The sequence below is a fragment of the Pseudomonas sp. GW821-FHT09E12 genome (assembly GCF_059416085.1).
Window position 1 is genome coordinate 636106 of record NZ_JBWKOM010000003.1, and the last position, 15968, is coordinate 652073.

At 63.1% G+C, this 15968-nt stretch carries 13 protein-coding genes; 8 read left to right on the top strand and 5 right to left on the bottom strand.

All coding sequences use genetic code 11. The features are described from left to right. Positions 1-10 precede the first annotated feature (10 nt). The 6 genes from pcaH (at position 11) to pcaC (ending at position 5336) form a co-directional block, all read left to right on the top strand. The gene (gene pcaH / locus AC07PQ_RS11485; RefSeq protein ID WP_007926590.1) at positions 11-715 is read left to right on the top strand and encodes a protocatechuate 3,4-dioxygenase subunit beta; all 705 of its coding nucleotides are present in this window, start codon (positions 11-13) and stop codon (positions 713-715) included. 1 nt (position 716) lies between these two features. After that, positions 717-1283, top strand: coding sequence for a protocatechuate 3,4-dioxygenase subunit alpha (gene pcaG / locus AC07PQ_RS11490; protein WP_124349787.1), 567 nt, complete (start codon positions 717-719; stop codon positions 1281-1283). A gap of 130 nt (positions 1284-1413) precedes the next feature. Continuing rightward, positions 1414-2709, top strand: coding sequence for an MFS family transporter (locus AC07PQ_RS11495; RefSeq protein ID WP_007926588.1), 1296 nt, complete (start codon positions 1414-1416; stop codon positions 2707-2709). Between the two features lie 47 nt (positions 2710-2756). Continuing rightward, a complete protein-coding gene (locus AC07PQ_RS11500) occupies positions 2757-4121 on the top strand; it encodes a 3-carboxy-cis,cis-muconate cycloisomerase (RefSeq protein ID WP_493185517.1) in 1365 nt (454 codons plus the stop codon). Between the two features lie 11 nt (positions 4122-4132). Then, positions 4133-4933: a 3-oxoadipate enol-lactonase gene (gene pcaD / locus AC07PQ_RS11505; RefSeq protein ID WP_007926584.1), complete on the top strand. Its 801-nt coding sequence runs from the start codon at positions 4133-4135 to the stop codon at positions 4931-4933. 10 nt (positions 4934-4943) lie between these two features. Next, complete coding sequence (gene pcaC, locus AC07PQ_RS11510) at positions 4944-5336, top strand: 4-carboxymuconolactone decarboxylase (RefSeq protein WP_007926582.1); 393 nt, start codon at positions 4944-4946, stop codon at positions 5334-5336. 211 nt (positions 5337-5547) lie between these two features. Here pcaC and AC07PQ_RS11515 read toward each other — a convergent pair whose 3' ends face one another. From AC07PQ_RS11515 to emhA, 4 genes are all read right to left on the bottom strand, one after another. After that, positions 5548-6813 carry an OprD family porin gene (locus AC07PQ_RS11515; RefSeq protein ID WP_007926576.1) on the bottom strand — a complete coding sequence of 422 codons (1266 nt, stop codon included), beginning with the start codon at positions 6811-6813 and terminating at the stop codon, positions 5548-5550. Positions 6814-7112: 299 nt separating this feature from the next. Then, entirely contained in the window at positions 7113-8573 is a 1461-nt protein-coding gene (gene adeC / locus AC07PQ_RS11520) for an AdeC/AdeK/OprM family multidrug efflux complex outer membrane factor (protein ID WP_493185518.1), read from the bottom strand. Continuing rightward, a complete protein-coding gene (gene emhB, locus AC07PQ_RS11525; protein ID WP_101337044.1) occupies positions 8570-11716 on the bottom strand; it encodes an efflux RND transporter permease subunit EmhB in 3147 nt (1048 codons plus the stop codon). The genes adeC and emhB overlap by 4 nt, the downstream gene beginning before the upstream one ends. 3 nt (positions 11717-11719) lie before the next feature. Continuing rightward, complete coding sequence (gene emhA, locus AC07PQ_RS11530) at positions 11720-12877, bottom strand: efflux RND transporter periplasmic adaptor subunit EmhA (RefSeq protein WP_009042509.1); 1158 nt, start codon at positions 12875-12877, stop codon at positions 11720-11722. A gap of 264 nt (positions 12878-13141) precedes the next feature. Here emhA and emhR point away from each other — a divergent pair, with 264 nt between their 5' ends. Both emhR and AC07PQ_RS11540 read left to right on the top strand, forming a co-directional pair. Beyond that, positions 13142-13774, top strand: a complete 633-nt coding sequence (gene emhR, locus AC07PQ_RS11535; protein ID WP_007926568.1) for an efflux system transcriptional repressor EmhR — start codon at positions 13142-13144, stop codon at positions 13772-13774. A 162-nt stretch (positions 13775-13936) separates the two neighbouring features. Further along, positions 13937-14824, top strand: coding sequence for a DMT family transporter (locus AC07PQ_RS11540; protein ID WP_493185519.1), 888 nt, complete (start codon positions 13937-13939; stop codon positions 14822-14824). 76 nt (positions 14825-14900) lie between these two features. On the opposite strand, the gene AC07PQ_RS11545 is transcribed toward AC07PQ_RS11540, so the two are convergent. Further along, positions 14901-15950, bottom strand: coding sequence for an alkene reductase (locus AC07PQ_RS11545; RefSeq protein ID WP_007926565.1), 1050 nt, complete (start codon positions 15948-15950; stop codon positions 14901-14903). Positions 15951-15968: the final 18 nt, after the last annotated feature.

Below are 15968 nucleotides of genomic sequence, written 5' to 3' on the forward strand. Positions count from 1 at the left end.
AGGAACGAGCATGACCGACAAGCCCGGTTACCGGCGCCCGCAACCAGGTACTCAGCCTGATTACCTGCACCCGGCCTACAAATCCACCAACACCCGCTCGCCGTCCAAGCCGCTGGTGTTCCTGCCCCATTCGCTGTCGGAAATCACCGGCCCGACCATCGGCGCCGATTACCTGCAGGACAAGGACAACGACCTGACCGCCCAGCATGCCGGCGAGCCCCAGGGCGAGCGCATCATCATTCACGGCCGGGTGCTGGACGAGAACGGCCTGCCGGTGCCGGGGATCCTGGTGGAGATCTGGCAGGCCAACGCCGCCGGTCGCTACAACCACGACCGCGACCTGCATGACGCACCGCTGGACCCGAATTTCACCGGCACCGGGCGCACCGTCACCGATGCCGATGGCTGGTACCAGTTCCAGACCATCAAGCCCGGTGCCTACCCCTGGGGTAACCACCACAACGCCTGGCGTCCGGCGCATATCCACTTCTCGCTGTTCGGCCCGAGCATTCTCACGCGCCTGGTGACCCAGATGTACTTCCCCGGCGACCCGCTGCTGGCCTACGACCCGATCTACAACTGCGTGCCGGACACCCGCGCCAAGGAACGCCTGATCGCCAGCTTCGACCTGGAGAAAACCATTCCGTCCTACGCCCTCGGCTACCGTTGGGACATCGTCTTGCGCGGCCGCGATGCCACGCCGATGGAGAAATAAGATGACGCTGACTGCGACCACATCCCACACCGTCGGCCCGTACTACCACATCGGCCTGACCTGGCTGAACCGCGAAGACCTGACCCGGGCCGAGACCCTCGGCGAGCGGGTGGCGATCAGCGGCCAGGTGGTGGACGGCAACGGCGATTTCGTCAACGACGCCATGCTGGAAATCTGGCAGGCCAACGCCCTCGGCAAGTACGACCACCCGGAAGACGATCAGGCCAAGGCCCTGGACCCGAACTTCCAGGGCTTCGGCCGGGTGCCGGTGGATGGGGAAGGGCGTTTCCGCTTCACCACCATCAAGCCGGGTACCGTACCTGGCCTGAAAGGCTCGACCCAGGCGCCGCACCTGGTGGTACTGGTATTTGCCCGGGGTCTGGTCAAGCACCTGCTGACCCGTATCTACTTCGACGGCGAGCCGGCCAACGCCGCCGACCCGCTGCTGGCCTGCGTGCCTGAAGAGCGTCGCGCCACCTTGCTGGCCAAGGCGGATGCACCGGGCCACTACCAGTGGAACGTGATCCTGCAGGGTACCGACGCGGAAACGGTGTTCTTCGATTATTGAGTGTGCCTGGGGGGAGTGCGGGCTGGTTCGCGATAAGGCTGAACCGGTCGCTCCCCCCAAGGTCGTCTTGCGGAACGGGACTGTTACAAAGTATGTCTAGACTCACCACGTCCCCAAAGAGTGAAAAGCCATGACAACGTTAACCAGTCACTACACGACCGAGGAGCGCAGCAAGAGGATCTTCGCGATCGTCGGTGCTTCCTCCGGCAACCTGGTCGAATGGTTCGACTTCTACGTCTACGCCTTCTGCGCGATCTATTTCGCCCCGGCGTTTTTCCCCTCCGACGACCCCACGGTGCAACTGCTCAATACCGCCGGCGTGTTCGCCGCCGGGTTCCTGATGCGTCCTATCGGCGGCTGGCTGTTCGGCCGAGTGGCCGACAAGCACGGGCGCAAGAATTCCATGATGATTTCGGTGCTGATGATGTGCGCCGGCTCCTTGGTCATCGCTTTCCTGCCGACCTACGCCAGCATCGGCGCCTGGGCGCCGGCGTTGCTGTTGATGGCGCGGTTGTTCCAGGGCCTGTCGGTGGGCGGTGAGTACGGCACCACCGCGACCTACATGAGTGAAGTCGCACTCAAGGGCCAGCGCGGGTTCTTCGCGTCCTTCCAGTACGTGACCCTGATCGGCGGGCAATTGCTGGCGGTGCTGGTGGTGGTGATCCTGCAACAGTTTCTCGACGAGGCGCAGCTCAAGGCCTGGGGCTGGCGGATTCCGTTCGTGATCGGCGCCATTGCAGCCCTGATCTCCCTGCTGCTGCGGCGCTCGCTGAAAGAAACCACCAGCAAGGAAATGCGTGAAGACAAGGACGCCGGCAGCGTGGCCGCGCTGTTCAAGCATCACTCGAAGGCCTTTGTCACCGTGCTCGGTTACACCGCCGGCGGCTCGCTGATTTTCTACACCTTCACCACCTATATGCAGAAATACCTGGTGAACACCGCCGGCATGCACGCCAAGACCGCCAGTTACATCATGACCGGCGCTCTGTTTCTCTATATGTGCATGCAGCCGCTGTTCGGCATGCTGGCGGACAAGATCGGCCGGCGTAACTCGATGCTCTGGTTCGGCGCGCTGGGCACGCTGTGCACCGTGCCTATCCTGCTGACCCTGAAAACCATCACCAGCCCGTTCCTGGCCTTCGTGCTGATCACCCTGGCCCTGGCGATCGTCAGTTTCTACACCTCCATCAGCGGCCTGGTAAAGGCCGAGATGTTCCCGCCGCAAGTGCGGGCGCTGGGGGTCGGCCTGGCCTATGCGGTGGCCAATGCGCTGTTTGGCGGTTCGGCGGAATACGTGGCCCTGGGCCTGAAATCCCTGGGCATGGAAAACACCTTCTACTGGTACGTGACGGCGATGATGGCGATTGCCTTCCTGTTCAGCCTGCGCCTGCCGAAACAGGCGGCGTACCTGCACCACGATCTGTGACCTGTCCGCGTGCGTCCGTCGCGGACGCACGCCCCAAAGGATTGTTTATGAGCACACCGGCGAGCAACCAACTGTTCGATGCCTACTTCACCACCCGCGATATGCGCGCGGTGTTCTGCGACCAGGGGCGGGTCCAGGCCATGCTCGACTTCGAGGCCGCGCTGGCCCGGGCCGAGGCCCGGGTCGGGGTGATCCCGGCCGCTGCGGTGGCGCCGATCGAGGCGGCCTGCCGGGCCGGGCTCTATGATTTTTCCGCCTTGGGCCAGGCTATCGCCACGGCGGGCAACTCGGCGATTCCACTGGTCAAGGCCCTGGGCAAACAGATCGCCAAGAGCGATGCCAGCGCCGAGCGTTATGTGCACCTGGGCGCCACCAGCCAGGATGTGATGGACAGTGGGCTGGTCCTGCAAGTGCGGCAGGCGCTGAGCCTGATCGACAACGACCTGGCGCGCCTGGGCGGCATCCTGGCCGCGCAGGCCCAGCGCTATGCCAGCACCCCCATGGCCGGCCGCACCTGGCTGCAACATGCCACGCCGGTCACCCTCGGCATGAAGATCGCCGGCTGGCTGGGGGCGCTGACCCGCAGCCGCGAGCGTCTGGCGCAGCTCAAGCCACGCCTGCTGGTGCTGCAGTTTGGTGGGGCCTCCGGCACCCTCGCGGCCCTGGGCGAGCAGGCCCTGCCGATTGCCCAGGCCCTGGCCGAGGAGTTGCAACTGAGCCTGCCGGAACAGCCCTGGCATACCCAGCGCGACCGGCTGGTGGAGTTCGCCTCGGTACTCGGCCTGATCGCCGGCAGCCTCGGCAAGCTCGGCCGTGACATCAGCCTGCTGATGCAGACCGAGGCGGCGGAAGTCTTCGAGCCGTCGGCGCCGGGCAAGGGCGGCTCCTCGACCATGCCGCACAAGCGCAACCCGGTGGGCGCGGCGGTGTTGATCGGCGCGGCGACCCGGGTTCCCGGGCTGCTGGCGACGATGTTCAGCGCCATGCCCCAGGAGCACGAACGCAGCCTGGGCCTGTGGCACGCCGAATGGGAAACCCTGCCGGAGATCTGCTGCCTGGTGTCCGGCGCCTTGCAACAGGCGCTGCTGGTGGCCGACGGGCTGGAAGTCGACGCCGCGCGCATGGCCAGGAACCTCGACCTGACCCAGGGGCTGGTGCTGGCGGAAGCCGTGAGCATCGCTCTGGCCCAGCGCCTGGGCCGCGAGACCGCGCACCATCTGCTGGAGCAATGCTGCAAGCGCGCGGTGGCCGAACAGCGGCATCTGCGCGCGGTGCTGGGGGATGAGCCGCAAGTGACCGCCGAGCTGTCGGCGGCGGAACTGGATCGCCTGCTGGACCCGGCGCATTACCTCGGCCAGGCACACGCCTGGGTCGAGCGCGCCGTGGCCGAACATTTAGCTTTGAACGCCTGAAGGAGACTGCCGTGGGATTCGTACAACTCGCCGATGGCGAACTGCATTACCAACTGGACGGCCCGGCCGATGCGCCGGTGCTGGTCCTGTCCAACTCCCTGGGTACCGACCTGCACATGTGGGACATGCAGATTCCGGCCTTTACCAAGCACTTCCGGGTGCTGCGTTTCGACACCCGTGGCCACGGCAAATCCCTGGTCACCGAAGGCCCCTACAGCATCGAGCAGTTGGGGCACGATGTGCTGGCGCTACTGGACGCGCTGCATATCCAGCGCGCGCATTTCTGCGGCCTGTCCATGGGCGGGCTGATCGGCCAGTGGCTGGGTATCAATGCCGGCGAGCGCCTGAACAAGCTGGTGGTATGCAACACCGCGGCGAAGATCGGCGACCCATCGGTATGGAATCCACGCATCGAAACCGTGCTGCGCGACGGCCAGGCGGCCATGGTCGCATTGCGCGATGCCTCGATCGCCCGCTGGTTCACCCCGGACTTCGCCGCGGCGCACCCGGACCAGGCCAAGCTGATCACCGACATGCTGGCGGCCACCTCGCCCGAGGGTTATGCCGCCAACTGCGCGGCGGTGCGCGATGCGGATTTCCGTGATCAATTGTCGGCGATCGAGGCGCCGACCCTGGTGGTGTCCGGCACTGAAGACGCGGTCACGCCGCCCTCGGGCGGGCACTTTATCCAGGAGCGCGTGCGCGGCGCCGAATACGCCGAGTTCCATGCGGCGCACCTGTCCAACGTCCAGGCTGGCGCTGCGTTCAGCGAGCGGGTCGTGGCATTTTTGCTGGCCGACCAGCGTATTTAAGGAGCCCCCCGTGGACGAGAAACAACGTTACGCCGAAGGCATGCAAGTGCGTCGCGCGGTGTTGGGCGATGCCCATGTCGATCGCAGCCTGAGCACCCTGACCGAGTTCAACTCGGAGTTCCAGGAAATGATCACCCGGCATGCCTGGGGCGATATCTGGACGCGTCCGGGCCTGCCGCGCCATACCCGCAGCCTGATCACCATCGCCATGCTGATCGGCATGAACCGCAACGAAGAGCTCAAGCTGCACCTGCGTGCCGCCGCCAACAACGGCGTGAGCCGCGCCGAGATCAAGGAAGTGATCATGCAGAGCGCGATCTACTGCGGCATTCCGGCGGCCAACGCGACCTTCCACCTCGCCGAGTCGGTGTGGGACGAGCTGGGTGTCGAATCCCGCGGCTGATAACCCACGCCTATAAAGGAGCGCGGCGCCGAGCAACTCGGCGCCGCTGCCGGAGCGAGCTTGCTCGCGATGAACCTGAGAGCACCACGTTCAGCCAGTCAGTACGCGTCATCGTTGACGATCATCGCGAGCAAGCTTCGCTCCTACAAAAACAAGGCCAGCCCCGGGGAATGGGGCTGGCCTTGTTTTTTGTGTGGGCGAGCGAGTGTGCTTACAGCAGGCTGATCGGGTAGCTGATGATCAGGCGGTTCTCGTCGAACTCGTTGGTGCTGAAGTCGCGGCGCATGGTCGAGTTGCGCCATTTGACGTTGAGGTTCTTGAGCGTGCCGCTTTGCACGGTGTAGGCCAGTTCGCTCTCGCGTCCCCATTCCTTGCCGTCGGTGATGGTGCCGGTGTGCACGTTGTCGCCCTTGATGTAGCGGTTCATCAGGGTCAGGCCGGGGATGCCGACCGCGACGAAGTTGTAGTCATGGCGCAACTGCCAGGATCTTTCCTGGGCGTTGTCGTAGCTGGCGTTGTAGCTGTCGTTGGCCAGGGTGCCGCCGCTGGTGCCGTTGACGCGCATCCAGGCGTTGTCGCCGGTGAGCTTCTGCAGGCCGACGTAGAAGGTGTGGCCGCCGTACTTGGCCGAGAACAGGCCCGACCAGGTCTTGTTGTCCAGGTCGCCGGCGCGGGCGCTGCCATCCTCCTTGCCGTAGAAGAAGCCGATGTTGGCGCCCAGGGTCCAGTCGCCCAGCGGCTGGCTGTGGATCAGGTTGAGGTATTGCTGGCTGTAGATGTCCTTGAGCTGGGCGTTCCACACCCCGACCTGGGTGCGCTTGTCGTTGAAGCTGTATTCGCCGCCCTGGAAGTTGAAGCGGTCGGAGGTGAAGGCCGCTTTGCCGGTCATCGACATGTCGCTCATGCTGCTGTCGTCACGCGGGCTGTTGGCGCGGAACTGGCCGCCGTAGAGGGTCAGGCCGTCAATTTCCTTCGAGGTGATCTGGCCGCCGCGGAAGGTCTGGGGCAGGGAGCGACCGTCGTCCGAGCGCAGGATCGGCAGCACCGGCATCCATTCGCCGACCTTGACCTCGGTCTGCGACAGGCGGGCCTTGAATGCCACGCCCGTGCGGCCGAAGTGGTCGGCCGGGCGCCCGTCGTGATCCAGCGGCAATAACTGGGTACCGCCGGTACCCTTGCCGCCATCGAGCTTCACCGAATACAGCCCCAGCACGTCCATGCCGAAGCCGACGGTGCCCTGGGTGAAGCCGGATTTGGCGTCGAGGATGAAGCTCTGCGTCCATTCTTCAGCCTTGCCCTGGGCCTTGCCCGGGTTGGTGAAGTTGCGGTTGATGTAGAAGTTGCGCAGGTTCAGGTTGACCTTGGCGTCTTCGAGAAAGCCGGACTCCGCGGCCATGACCGGCAGGGCCGTGCTGGCGATGCTGACAGCCAGCAGGCTGGGCAGCAGTGAATAGGGAGTGCGAGTGGATGGCTTCATGGATCGGGCTCTCTAATTGTTAGGGGTGAGGCTGGGCGCTGCCGCAACGTCAGGTTGCAGACAAGGTTGAAACCGGGAGGGTGGATGGAACGGAATCAGCCGGAGCGGGCAGGGCGCGGGGTCATGATGACGAACCTGTTGTTATTGGTTTTTGTAGGTGCGGGGAATGGTGCGTTGGATCAACGGCCCTGTTCAATTGGCCTTGGCGGGTTTTGGGCGATTAACGAACACAAGTGACGGCGGTCTGCGGCCCATAAAAAAACCCACCGCAAGGTGGGTTTTTTTCAAGCGTCATGCACTCAGAACAGCTTCAGTGGCGGTGCCTCTTTGCTCACTTCCGCTTGCTGCGAACCTTGCTCGTTCCAACCGCCGCCCAGGGCCTTGTACAGGTTGACCTCGCTGGTCAGCTGCGCAAGCCGGTCGGTGATCAACGCTTGCTGCGCGCTGAACAGCGAGCGCTGAGCGTCGAGGAAGGTCAGGTTGCTGTCGACACCGATGCGGTAGCGACGCTCGGCCAGGCGGTAGTAATCCTGGTTGGCATTGACGAAGTCACGCTGGGCCTGCAACTGCTGGTTGTAGGTCTGGCGTGCGGCCAGGCCATCGGAGACTTCCTGGAAGGCGGTCTGGATGGACTTCTCGTACTGCGCGACGTTGATGTCTTTCTGGATTTTCGAGTAATCCAGGCTGGCGCGCAGGCTGCCGGCGTTGAAGATCGGGATATTGATCTGCGGCGCGAACGACCAGGTGCCCGAGCCGCCCTTGAACAGGCCGCCCATATCCGGGCTCAAGGTCCCGGCATTGGCGGTCAGGCTGATGCTCGGGAAGAACGCCGCGCGTGCCGCGCCAATACTGGCGTTGGCGGCTTTCAGGTTGTGCTCGGCGGCGAGGATGTCCGGACGGCGTTGCAGCAGTTCCGACGGCAGGCCGGCGGGCAACTCGCTGAGCAGGTCGGCCGACAACGGCTGCGGGCTCGGCAGGTTGGCCGGGATCGAGGTACCCAGCAGCAGGGTCAGGCTGTTTTCGTCCTGGGCCACCTGGCGGGTATAACGCGCCAGTTGCACCCGGGCGTTTTCCACCGAGGTCCGCGCCTGGCTCAGGTCCAGGGCCGAGGCCACGCCGACTTCGTTGCTGCGCGAGGTCAGGCGGTAGCTCTCCTCGTAGGCCGCCAGGGTGTCCTGGGTCAGCTTGAGCAGTTCCTTGTCGGCCTGCCAGGTCAGGTAGGCGTTGGCCACGCTGGCCACCAGGCTGATCTGCGTGCTGCGCCGGGCTTCTTCGCTGGAGAAGTAGGTCTGCAAGGCCTGCTCGCTCAAGCTGCGAACGCGACCGAACAGGTCCAGCTCATAAGCGCTGACACCCAGGGTTGCCGAGTACTGGCTGGAGATGGCCGCTTCACCGGTCTGCGACAGCCGTGCCGGGGTGCGTTGACGGCTGCCGCTGCCGTTGGCCGAGATCGCCGGGAACAGGTCCGCGCGCTGGATCTGGTACTGCGCGGCGTAAGCGTCGATGTTCAGCGCCGCGACCCGCAGGTCGCGGTTGTTCACCAGCGCGGTCTGGATCAGCTGCTGCAGGGCAGGGTCATGGAAGAACTGCCGCCAGCCCTGTTCGGCGGCTGCCTGGTTGGCAGCCTCCGCAGGCGAATAGGCCGACCCTTGCGGGTATTGCGCCGCGACCGGCGCTTGCGGCTGCTGATAATCCGGTATCAGCGAGCAACCACTCAGCACGGCGGCGGTGATTGCGAGGGAGAGTAGCGACTTGCTCATTGGCCAGCCTCTTCAGGAGTTTCGGTAGGTTGCGCTTCGATTGCCTTGCGGCGGCTCATCGACGACACGGTGACGAAGAACAAAGGTACCCAGAATATCGCCAGGACAGTCGCGGTGAGCATACCGCCAATCACCCCTGTACCGATCGCATGCTGGCTACCCGAGCCGGCGCCGGTGGAGATGGCCAGCGGTACCACACCGAGCACGAAGGCCAGGGAGGTCATGACGATCGGACGCAGACGCATGCGGCAGGCTTCGATCGCCGCGTCCACCAGGCTGCGGCCCTCTTCGTGCAGTTCCTTGGCGAACTCGACGATCAGGATGGCGTTTTTCGCCGCCAGGCCGATGGTCACCAACAGCCCCACCTGGAAGTACACGTCGTTGGACAGGCCGCGCAGACTGGTTGCCATCAGCGCACCGATGATCCCCAGCGGCACCACCAGCATGACCGCGATCGGAATCGACCAGCTTTCATACAGCGCCGCCAGACACAGGAACACCATCAGCAGCGACAAGGCGTACAGCGCAGGTGCCTGCGAGCCCGACAGACGTTCCTCGTAGGACAGACCGGTCCAGGAGATACCGACACCGGCCGGCAGCTTCTTGGCGATGGCTTCGACTTCGGCCATGGCTTCACCGGTACTGTAGCCCGGTGCCGGGGCACCCAGGACTTCCACCGCTTCCACGCCGTTGTAACGGGCCAGTTTCGGCGAACCGTAGATCCACGTGCCCTTGGCGAAGGAGGCGAACGGCACCATGGTCCCGGCGCTGTTGCGCACGTACCACTTCTTCAGGTCCTCGGGGCTCATGCGAGCGTTAGGCTGACCCTGGATGTACACCTTCTTCACCCGACCGCGGTCGATGAAGTCGTTGACGTAGCTACTGCCCAGGGCAATCGACAAGGTGTTGTTGATGTCGGAGATGGTCACGCCCAGGGCGCTGGCCTTCTCATCATCGATTTCCAGCTGGTACTGCGGCTCGTCGTTCAGGCCGTTCGGACGCACCTGGGACAGGATCTTGCTCTGCGCCGCCATGCCGAGGAACTGGTTGCGCGCTTCCATCAGTTTCTCGTGGCCGATACCGGCGCGGTCCTGCAGGAACACGTCGAAACCGGTGGCGTTACCCAACTCCAGTACCGCCGGCGGGGCGAAGGCGAACACCATCGCGTCACGGAAGCTGAAGAAGTGCTGCTGGGCACGGGCGGCCAGGTTGAACACGCTGTTTTCCACGGAGCGTTCGTCCCACGGCTTGAGCATGATGAACGCCATGCCCGAGCTCTGGCCACGACCGGCGAAGTTGAAGCCGTTCACGGTAAAGACCGAGGCCACGGTGTCCTTTTCCTTGTCCAGCAGGTAGGCGCGCATTTCATCGACTACCACCTGGGTCCGCTCGGAACTGGAACCGGCCGGGGTCTGTACCTGGGCGAACAGTACGCCCTGGTCTTCTTCCGGAAGGAACGCAGTCGGGATGCGGGCGAACAGCCAGATCATGCCGACCACGATCAGCGCGTAGGCCAGCAGATAAGGCGCCTTGTGCCGCAGGATGTTGCCCACGCCACGCTCGTAGCTTTTGACGCTGCGGTCGAAGGTACGGTTGAACCAGCCGAAGAAGCCGCGTTTCGGCGCGGCGTGTTCGCCGTGGGGAATGGCCTTGAGCATGGTGGCGCACAGGGCCGGGGTGAAGATCAGGGCAACCAGTACCGACAGGGCCATGGCCGAGACCACGGTGATCGAGAACTGCTTGTAGATCACACCGGTGGAACCGCTGAAGAATGCCATCGGCAGCAGTACCGCCGACAGTACCAGGGCAATACCGACCAGGGCGCCCTGGATCTGGCCCATGGACTTCTTGGTCGCTTCCTTGGGTGACAGGCCTTCCTCGGCCATTACCCGCTCGACGTTTTCCACCACGACGATGGCGTCGTCCACCAGCAAGCCGATGGCCAGCACCATACCGAACATGGTCAGGGTGTTGATGCTGAAGCCGGCGGCCGCAAGGATACCGAAGGTACCCAGCAACACCACCGGAACGGTCATGGTGGTGATGACGGTGGCGCGGAAGTTCTGCAGGAACAGGAACATCACCAGGAACACCAGCACGATCGCTTCGACCAGGGTTTCAACCACACCCTTGATCGACTCGGTCACCACCGGGGTGGTGTCGTACGGGAATACCACTTTCATCCCTTCCGGGAAGAACGGCTCCAGGTCGCTGATGGTCTTGCGCAGGGCCTTGGCGGTGTCCAGGGCGTTGGCGCCGTTGGCCAGTTTCACGGCCAGGCCGGAAGCCGGGGCACCGTTGAACTGGGCACTGACGGAGTAGTTTTCACCGCCCAGGGCCACATCCGCGACATCGCCCAGACGCACTTGCGAGCCGTCCGCGTTGACCTTCAGCAGGATTGCCTTGAACTGCTCGGCAGTCTGCAGGCGGGTCTTGCCGATGATGGTGGCGTTCAGTTGCTGGCCTGGCAGGGCTGGCAAACCACCTATCTGGCCGGACGACACCTGGACGTTCTGCGCCGCCACGGCGGTTTTCACGTCGACCGGAGTCAGGTTGAAGTTGTTCAGCTTGGCCGGGTCGAGCCAGATACGCATGGCGTACTGGGCACCGAACACCTGGAAGTCACCCACGCCCGCGGTCCGCGAGATGGGGTCCTGCATGTTGGACACGATGTAGTTCGACAGGTCGTCCTTGGACATGCTGCCGTCCTCGGAAACCACACCGATCACCAACAGGAAGTTCTTCACCGCCTTGGTCACACGGATACCCTGTTGCTGCACTTCTTGCGGCAGCAGCGGGGTGGCCAGGTTCAGCTTGTTCTGTACCTGGACCTGCGCGGTGTCCGAGTTGGTGCCCTGCTCGAAGGTCGCGGTAATGGTCATGCTGCCGTCGGAGTTACTTTCCGAGGACACATAACGCAGGTTGTCGATACCGTTGAGCTGCTGCTCGATGACCTGGACCACGGTGTCCTGCACGGTCTGTGCGGAAGCGCCTGGGTAGGTCACGGAGATGGCGATCGCTGGAGGCGCGATGCTCGGGTATTGGTTGATCGGCAATTTGAGGATCGATAGAGCCCCGACCAGCATGATCACCAGGGCGATTACCCAGGCGAAAATCGGACGGTCGATAAAAAATTTCGACATGGTTTACTCCCCTTTGCCGCCTGCAGCTTTGTCAGTTGCCTGTGCAGTGGCCGGGTTTTTTGCTGGAACGTTGGTCGCTTCGCTGGCTTTGACTTCGACGCCAGGTCGGACGAATTGCAGCCCTTCGGTAATCAGGCGATCACCGGCCTTCAGGCCGTCCTCGATCAGCCATTGGTTGCCGACGGTGCGGCTGGCCTTGAGCTGACGCAGTTCAACCTTGTTGTCCGGACCAACCACCAGGGCGGTCGGTGTGCCCTTGAGGTCGCGGGTCACGCCTTGTTGCGGGGCGAGGATCGCCGCGGCATTCACGCCGGCCTGCAGTTGCGCATGCACGAACATGCCGGGCAGCAGGGTGTGTTCCGGGTTCGGAAACACCGCGCGCAGGGTCACGGAACCGGTGGTTTCGTCGACCGACACTTCGGAGAACTCCAGCTTGCCGTCGAGCTTGTACTGGCTGCCGTCTTCCAGAGTCAGCTTGACTTTGGCGGCGTTGTCGCCAGCCTTCTGCAGGCGACCGCTTTCCAGCTCGCGGCGCAGTTCGAGCAGTTCCACCGACGACTGGGTGACGTCGACGTAGATCGGGTCGAGTTGCTGGATGGTTGCCATGGCGGTGGACTGACCGTTGCTGACCAATGCGCCTTCAGTGACCGAAGAACGGCCGATACGCCCGGAGATCGGCGACAGCACCTTGGTGTAGCGCAGGTCGATCTGGGCGCTCTGCAGCGCGGCTTCCGATTGCAGGCGGTTGGCGACGGCGGTGTCGTATTCCTGGCGGCTTACGGCTTGCTCGTCGACCAGCTGCTTGTAGCGATCGGAGATCGACTTGGTCGATTGCAGGTTGGCCTGGGCGCTCTTGAGGGTCGACTCATAGACCGACGGATCGATCTGATAGAGCTGCTGACCTTCCTTGACGTCGCCGCCTTCCTTGAACAGACGCTTGAGAATGATGCCGTTGACCTGAGGACGGACTTCGGCGATCCGGAACGCAGTGGTGCGCCCTGGAAGCTCGGACGTCAGGGTAAAGGCTTGAGGTTGCAGGGTGACTACGCCGACCTGAGGGGCTTGTGGGGCGGGAGCCGCCTCTTCCTTTTTACATCCGCTGAGCAGCGATGCCAGGGCGACGGCAGTGACCAGAGCGGTAACAGCTGGCTTGAGTTGCATGAAGATCCTCGGGTCAGGCGCGCAAAATGCGCACTCGAAAAGTGGAAGGGTAAAAAACGAGTGCTGAGTGGATAAGTAGCTTGCTAATGAATATACTTACGTTCATGGTTGTTTGTAAATACCTTGGCGGCGTACCCATTCGGTTACAAAAGCCGTTGCAAGTGTCGAATTGTAGGCTGGGCAAACGGCACCCGAGATGCCGTTCCATATTTATTCAGATGAGCTTCATGCATCGCTGAAACATCCTGATCGAGGTTTACTGCCATGGTCCGTCGTACCAAAGAGGAAGCTCAAGAAACCCGCAAACAGATACTCGAGGCGGCTGAAAAAGCCTTCTACGAGCGCGGTGTGGCGCGTACCACCCTGGCCGATATCGCGGCTTTGGCCGGTGTCACGCGTGGAGCTATTTACTGGCATTTCAGCAACAAGGCGGATCTGGTGCAGGCCATGCTCGATACCTTGCGCGAGCCGTTGAATGAAATGGCCAGGGCCAGTGAAGACGAAGAGGAAGTCGACCCGCTGGGGTGCATGCGCAAGCTGCTGATTCATTTGTTTCATCAAATTGCCCTGGACCCGAAAACCCGACGCATTAATGAGATTTTGTTTCACAAGTGCGAAATCACCGATGAAATGTGCGACATGCGGCGCCAGCGTCGCGCGGCCAGCCTGGATTGCAACGTGCATATCGAGCTGGGGTTGCGCAATGCCGTGAAGCGGGGACAACTGCCCGCGAATCTCGATACTGCCCGGGCGGCCATCAGCATCCACGCCTATATTGATGGCATTCTTTATCAGTGGCTGTTGGCGCCGGACAGTTTCGAACTCCATAAGGAAGCGGAGCGCTGGATCGATACCGGATTGGACATGCTGCGCCTGAGTCCCAGCCTGCGTAATTAAGACAAAATGCGGAATTACGTCGGCAGATGTCAACGTTTGCGCGTTATAAAACGCGATGTTTCATTCGTCACGGTTCACCGGGATGCCTTTATATACGTGCCGACCTTATCTTGATAGATAGCGAGCTACGTATTTTGTAGGGAAATTGTTGCGAGTATGTGAATGAGTGTGAGTACCGCGGCTTACAAGGGCACCGAGCAACCGGTCAAAGGTATAGCACTGATTTGCCTGGCGGTTTTACTGTTCGCCAGTCATGACACCCTGTCCAAATACCTGTCCGGGTTCTATCCCATCGTCATGGTGGTCTGGGCCCGGTATGTGGTGCACACGCTGTTGATGCTGGTGGTGTTCGTGCCGCGCAGCGGTTTCTCCGCCGTGGTGCGTACCAAGCGTCCGGGCCTGCAACTGTTGCGCGCCTTGTGCCTGATCGGCACCAGCCTGTTTTTCACCACCGGCCTGCGTTATATCCCCCTGGCCGAGGCCACCGCGGTCAACTTCCTCGCGCCTTTGCTGGTTACCGCCTTGTCCGTGCCGCTGCTGGGCGAGCGGGTGACCCGCAGCCAGTGGCTGGCGGTGCTGGCCGGTTTCGTCGGGGTATTGATCGTGATTCGTCCGGGCGGCGCCTTGTTCACCCCGGCGATCCTGCTGCCGCTGTGCTCGGCCTTGTGTTTCGGCTTCTATCAGTTACTCACCCGTAAGCTCAGCGGTGTCGACAGCCCCACCACCAGCAACTTCCTCACCGGGATTCTCAACAGCCTGATCATGAGCGCGGCGCTGCCGTTCTTCTGGAGCACGCCGACCCTGGGGCATGCCCTGTTCATGATCGGCCTAGGGACCTGCGGCATGCTCGGCCACCTGTTGCTGACCCAGGCTTTCCGCCATGCAGCGCCGGCGATGCTGGCGCCATTCAGCTACGGGCAGATCCTGTTCGCCGGCATGTACGGCTACCTGATTTTCGATCACACCCCGGACAGCTTCGCCATAGTCGGGATCGCGGTGATCTGCCTCAGCGGCCTGGCCGTGGCCTGGGACCAGCGCAAACGCGGCTGATCGCGCCCCACCTTCAGGTGAACGCGAATGAAAAAGCCCCGGCTCTTGCGAGTCCGGGGCTTTTTATTGAAGCGTCTTACAGTGTCGGGTAGTCGATATAGCCGACCGGGCCCTTGGCGTAGAACAGCTCGGGACGCGCGTCGTTCAGCGGTGCATCGGCCTTCAGGCGGGCCGGCAGGTCCGGGTTGGCGATGAAGGGCACACCGAAGGCCACGGCATCGGCCTTGCCGCTGGCCAGCCAGGCGTTGGCGCTGTCCTTGGTGAAGCGTTCGTTGGCGATGTAGGGGCCGCCGAAGGCTTCTTTCAGTTGTGGGCCGAGGCTGTCGGCGCCTTCTTTCTCGCGCGAGCAGATAAAGGCGATACCGCGTTTGCCCAGCTCGCGGGCGAGGTAGGTGAAGGTTTCCGAGAGGTTCTCATCACCCATGTCGTGCAGGTCGGCACGGGGCGACAAGTGCACGCCCACACGGCCGGCGCCCCAGACTTCGATCGCCGCGTCAGTCACTTCCAGCATCAGCCGTGCACGGTTTTCCAGGGAGCCGCCGTACTGGTCGGTGCGCTGGTTGGTGGAGCTTTGCAGGAACTGGTCGAGCAGGTAGCCGTTGGCGCCGTGGATTTCCACGCCGTCGAAGCCGGCGGCCTTGGCGTTCTCGGCACCGACGCGGTAGGCATCGACGATGTCGGCGATTTCAGCGGTTTCCAGGGCGCGCGGGGTCGGGAAGTCGGCCAGCGGGCGCACCAGGCTGACGTGGCCCTTGGGCTGGATGGCGCTGGGCGCGACCGGCGCTTCGCCGTTCAGATAGCTCGGGTGGGAGATCCGGCCCACGTGCCACAGTTGCAGGAAGATCTTGCCGCCCGCGCCGTGAACGGCCTTGGTCACGTTGCTCCAGCCGCGCACCTGGTCGTTGGACCAGATGCCCGGAGTGTCCGGGTAACCCACGCCTATCGGGGTCACCGAGGTGGCCTCGCTGAGGATCAGGCCGGCGGAGGCGCGTTGTACGTAGTACTCGGCCATCAGCGCGTTCGGTACGCGGCCTTCGTCGGCGCGGCAGCGGGTCAGCGGCGCCATGATGATGCGGTTGGCCAGCTCGAGGTCGCCGAGTTTGATCGGATCGAAAATAGTCGTCATGAAATACACCCTTCTTTA